The following is a 4,517-nucleotide window of genomic DNA, read 5'->3' as shown; positions in this document are numbered from 1 at the left end:
CCCCTCCGCCACCGCGCGCCGCCGACGGGTAGCGCCGGGCCATGCCCGGCGGATGGCGTCATCTCACGCCAAGTGAATCGCCCCGAGAATCCGCGGCCCCTTCGCCCCGGTCACGCTCGGCAGGTTGCCCGGCAGCCCGTCCATCGTCCGCTGCGCCAGCCACGCAAACCCCATCGCCTCCACATACTCCGGGTCCAGCCCGTGCAGTGCCGTGGACTCGACCACCACGCCCGGCAGTCGCGCCGCCAGCCGTCGCATCAACTGCGCGTTGCGCACGCCACCGCCGCATACCAGCACCCGCCGGGTGTGCGGCTGCTGGGCGAGCAACGCATCCACCACCGTCGCCGCGGTCAACTCCAGCAGCGTCGCCTGCACATCGGCGGCAGCAAACTGGCCTTCCTCCATGTGCGCTTCGGCCCACGGCAGGTGGAACTGCTCGCGTCCGGTGCTCTTGGGCGGTGGCAGCGCGAACCACGGGTCCGCACGCCAGCCAGCCAGCAGGCTGTCATCCACCGCACCACTGGCCGCGTAGGCACCGTCAGCGTCGAAGCTGCGCCCGGTATGGCGCTGGCACCAGGCATCCATCAGCGCATTGGCGGGGCCGGTATCGAAGCCACGCACGACGCCTTCGCGCGGAATCAGGGTCAGGTTGGCGATCCCGCCCAGGTTCAGCACCGCACGGTCCTCATCGGCTGCACCCAGCATGCCGAGGTGGAAGGCGGGCATCAGCGGCGCCCCGTGGCCGCCGGCGGCAACGTCGCGGCGGCGGAAATCGCACACCGTGGTGATGCCGGTCAGTTCGGCGATGCGGTTGCCGTCGCCCAGCTGCAGGGTGAAGGCCGGGTCGGCCAACGGTCGATGGCGCACGGTCTGCCCGTGCGAGCCAATGGCCCGCACCTGCGAACGGTCGACACCGGCCTCGTCCAGCAGCTGGTTGGCGGCGGCGGCGAAGCTGATCGCAATCCGCGCGTCCAGCTCGCCCAGCTCTTCCAGCGACTGCAGCGGACCGCCTTCACCGAGGGCTACCAGCCGCGCGCGCAGTACCGGCTCCCAGCGGGCGGTCAGCCCATGCACGAAGCGGCAACCTCCGCCGGCGGGGAACTGCACCAACGCGGCATCGATGCCGTCAGCGCTGGTGCCCGACATCAGGCCCAGGTAGAGGGGAAGGGACGGATCGGCAGTGGTGTTCATGGCGGGCATAAAAAAAGGACACGGCAAGCTTGTGCTGCCGTGTCCTCCTTCGTCAACGCAGAGCTCAGCCGCGCTTGCGGCCTGCCGGCGCCTTGTCCTTGGCGCTGGCCACCTCGGTGGTCGCGCTTTCGGCGGCCGGGGCGGGGCTGGCGTCGGCGTAGATCAGCTTCTCCATGCCCTGGATGCGGGCCATCGCCGGCGCGGTCTGCGCCCGGAAGGCCACCAGCTCGGCACCCTTCAGCGGCTCCGGCGGCGGCATGGTCACCGTCAGCGGGTTGCGGTGTTCGCCATTGACCCGGAACTCGTAGTGCAGGTGCGGGCCGGTCGCCAGGCCGGTCGAGCCGACATAGCCGATCACCGTGCCCTGGGCCACGCGCTGGCCGGTCTTGATGTTCGCGAAGCGCGACATGTGCCCGTACAGGGTGGTGTGGCCTCGGCCGTGGTCGAGGATCACCACGTTGCCGTAGCCGCGCTGCACGCCGGCGAACTGCACGCGGGCATCGCCGGCGGCCATGATCGGGGTGCCGGTGCGCGCGGCGTAGTCCACGCCCTTGTGCATGCGCATCTTGCCCAGCACCGGGTGCTTGCGCGCGCCGAAGGTCGAGCTCAGCCGCGCGAAGGGGATCGGCATGCGGATGAAGCTCTTCTTCAGCGAACGGCCGTTGATGTCGTAGTACTCGGACTTGCCGTTGCGGTCGAAGCGGAAGCCGGAATAGGTCTTGCCACCGGTGGTGAAGGTCGCCGCCAGGATCTTGCTGGTGTCGACCTTCTCGCCCTCGCGCCAGGTCTCGTCCATCACCACGCTGAAGCGGTCGCCCGGCTGCAGGTCCTTGGAGAAGTCGATGTCGTACTTGAAGATGTCGTCGGTCATCGTCGCGATTGCCGATGGCGACAGTCCGGCGCGGCGTGCAGCCGCATACAGCGAACTGGTGATCTCGCCGCTGGTGACCACCGTCCGCGTGGACGTCTCGCGTTTGGTCACCGTTTCCTTGATGTCATCGCCGCTCAGGCTCAGCTCGACCCGGTTGTCGGCATCGCGGTCGAAGCGGATGCTGCGCAGGTCACCGGACAGCGGCATGTCGAAGGCGATCTCGGCGCCCGGGCGCAGCTTGGTCAGCGATTCGCGCGCCCCCGGATGGTCCAGCACCCGGTGCAGGGTGGTTGCCGGGATGCCGGCCTTGTCGAACAGGTCGCTCAGGGTCTGCCCGCGCTGTACCCGCAGCACCTGCCAGCTGTCGCCGGGAATCTGCTGCTGGCGGGCCATTGCCAGCGGCGGCAACGGCAGGGCCAGGCTGGTGTGGCTGTCGGCGTAGGGGGCATCGATGGTGTGCGAGAAGCCCGGCACGATCGTGGCCACCAGTGCGCCGATGGTCACAAACAGGCTGGCATGCATCCAATGACGGCGCGTCCAGCGCTCATTGAACGCAGCGGGGAGGTGTTGCCTCAGCTTCCGGTGCAGGGCGTTGTCGTGCAGGACGTGGAGTCGTTCCTGGAAGCGCTGCTTGCGTGCGCGGCCTTGATCGGAATTGAGCATCAGATGTCGGTCTCTGGCTGACCCGGGAACGCGGGCCCAAACGCCGGTAACATAGACACCTAACAAATTCGCGTCAAACCCTTGTGCCTATTGGCTTTTGTGAAGCCGATCGGGTTAACTTCGCTTTAACACCCCATATAAGAAACGGCGTTGCCGGGAGTAGTCACGTGTCCTCGATTGAAGAAGCCCTTGCCCTGATCGGCCGCGGTGCCGACGAGATCCTCAAGCTCGAGGATCTGCGCGCGCGCCTGCAGGAAGGCCGCCCGCTGCGCATCAAGGCCGGCTTCGACCCCACCGCGCCGGACCTGCATCTGGGCCACACGGTGCTGCTGAACAAGATGCGTCAGTTCCAGGACCTCGGCCACCAGGTCATTTTCCTGATCGGCGACTTCACCGGCATGATCGGCGACCCCTCCGGCAAAAGCCTGACCCGCAAGCCGCTCAGCCGCGACGACGTGCTGGCCAACGCCCGCACCTATGAAGAGCAGGTGTTCAAGGTGCTGGACCGCAGCCGCACCGAGGTCCGCTTCAATTCGGAGTGGTTCGGCAAGATGAGCGCGGCCGACATGATCCGCCTGGCCGGCCAGCACACCGTGGCGCGCATGCTCGAGCGCGACGACTTCGCCAAGCGCTACGCCGCCCAGCAGTCCATCGCCATCCACGAATTCCTGTACCCGCTGGTGCAGGGCTACGACTCGGTGGCCCTGGAAGCGGACGTCGAGCTCGGGGGGACCGACCAGAAGTTCAACCTGCTGATGGGCCGTGGCCTGCAGGAACACCACGGCCAGAAGCCGCAGGTGGTGCTGACCATGCCGTTGCTGGAGGGCCTGGATGGCGTCAACAAGATGTCCAAGTCGCTGGGCAACTACATCGGTATCAGTGAACCGGCCATCGACATCGTCACCAAGACCATGAAGGTGGATGACGCCCTGATGTGGCGTTGGATCGAGCTGCTGTCCTTCGATATCAGTCAGGCCGAAGCGGCTTCCCTGCGCGAGCAGATCGCCGCTGGCCTGAACCCGCGCGTGGTGAAGCTGCGCCTGGCCCGTGAACTGGCGACCCGGTTCCACGACGCCGCAGCGGCCGAACAGGCGATTGCCGGCTGGGAAGCGGCTGTCACGGGGCAGGGCGACATCACCCAGCTGCCGCTGCAGGACGTGGCGATCCCGGCCGAAGGCCTGCGCATCGCCGCGCTGCTGACCGCTGCCGGCCTGACCCCGAGCAACTCCGAGGCCAACCGCAAGCTCAAGGAGCGTGCGGTGAAGGTGGACGGCGAAGTGGTGGAAGACGGCCAGCAGGTGCTGCAGCCGGGCTTCGAGGGCCTGCTGCAGGTCGGCAAGCGCACCTTCGCCCGCGTGCGCCTGGTCGCTGCCTGACAACAAGGAAGGGCCGGCGCAAGCCGGCCCTTCCTTGTGCTCTTGTAGAGCCGAGCCCACGCTCGGCTGCTTCTGCCCTCCGCGGAACAGTCCCTGCCAGGACCTTCTGGATGAACAGATGCAACATCCGATGAAAAAAGTTGCCACACCCCCTTCACAAAGGCCGCGAATAGGGACATACTTTCCCTCCCCCGTCGCAGGGGTCGCCAACAAGGGGCTTCAGCGACACAAGGGACGCCACCACCGCCGAACGAGATGATCGAACGAAAGGTGTTGACGGACTCGAAAAGTCCGGCATAATAGGCGGCTCGCTACGAAGGAAACTTCGCAGCACACGGGAATGGCGCTGAGGCCACTTCCCCGGATCTTTGAAAGTATGCGCAGGTATCTTGTGAAGGCGCCTGCAGGAAGGATGA

3 protein-coding genes are annotated in these 4,517 nt (G+C 66.8%); 1 reads left to right on the top strand and 2 read right to left on the bottom strand.

The genetic code is table 11. The annotated features are described in order from the left end of the window. Positions 1-63: 63 nt before the first annotated feature. Entirely contained in the window at positions 64-1,191 is a 1,128-nt protein-coding gene (locus ACFX4F_RS20190; RefSeq protein ID WP_380658110.1) for an anhydro-N-acetylmuramic acid kinase, read from the bottom strand. A gap of 64 nt (positions 1,192-1,255) precedes the next feature. Further along, positions 1,256-2,725 carry a peptidoglycan DD-metalloendopeptidase family protein gene (locus ACFX4F_RS20185; RefSeq protein WP_380658108.1) on the bottom strand — a complete coding sequence of 490 codons (1,470 nt, stop codon included), beginning with the start codon at positions 2,723-2,725 and terminating at the stop codon, positions 1,256-1,258. Positions 2,726-2,892: 167 nt separating this feature from the next. Between ACFX4F_RS20185 and tyrS the strand changes: the two genes are divergently transcribed. Further along, positions 2,893-4,101: a tyrosine--tRNA ligase gene (gene tyrS / locus ACFX4F_RS20180; protein ID WP_032977018.1), complete on the top strand. Its 1,209-nt coding sequence runs from the start codon at positions 2,893-2,895 to the stop codon at positions 4,099-4,101. Positions 4,102-4,517 lie beyond the last annotated feature (416 nt).

The organism is Stenotrophomonas sp. YIM B13575, from assembly GCF_042787595.1.
GTDB classification, from domain to species: domain Bacteria; phylum Pseudomonadota; class Gammaproteobacteria; order Xanthomonadales; family Xanthomonadaceae; genus Stenotrophomonas; species Stenotrophomonas lactitubi_B.
Note: the sequence above shows the minus strand (reverse complement) of the source record. Positions and strands in the feature narration are given on the sequence as shown.

What these genes read in the sequence shown, in the direction of transcription:
- ACFX4F_RS20190 (WP_380658110.1), bottom strand. Translation starts at nt 1,191, where the DNA reads ATGAACACCACTGCCGATCCGTCCCTTCCCCTCTACCTGGGCCTGATG.
- ACFX4F_RS20185 (WP_380658108.1), bottom strand. Translation starts at nt 2,725, where the DNA reads ATGCTCAATTCCGATCAAGGCCGCGCACGCAAGCAGCGCTTCCAGGAA.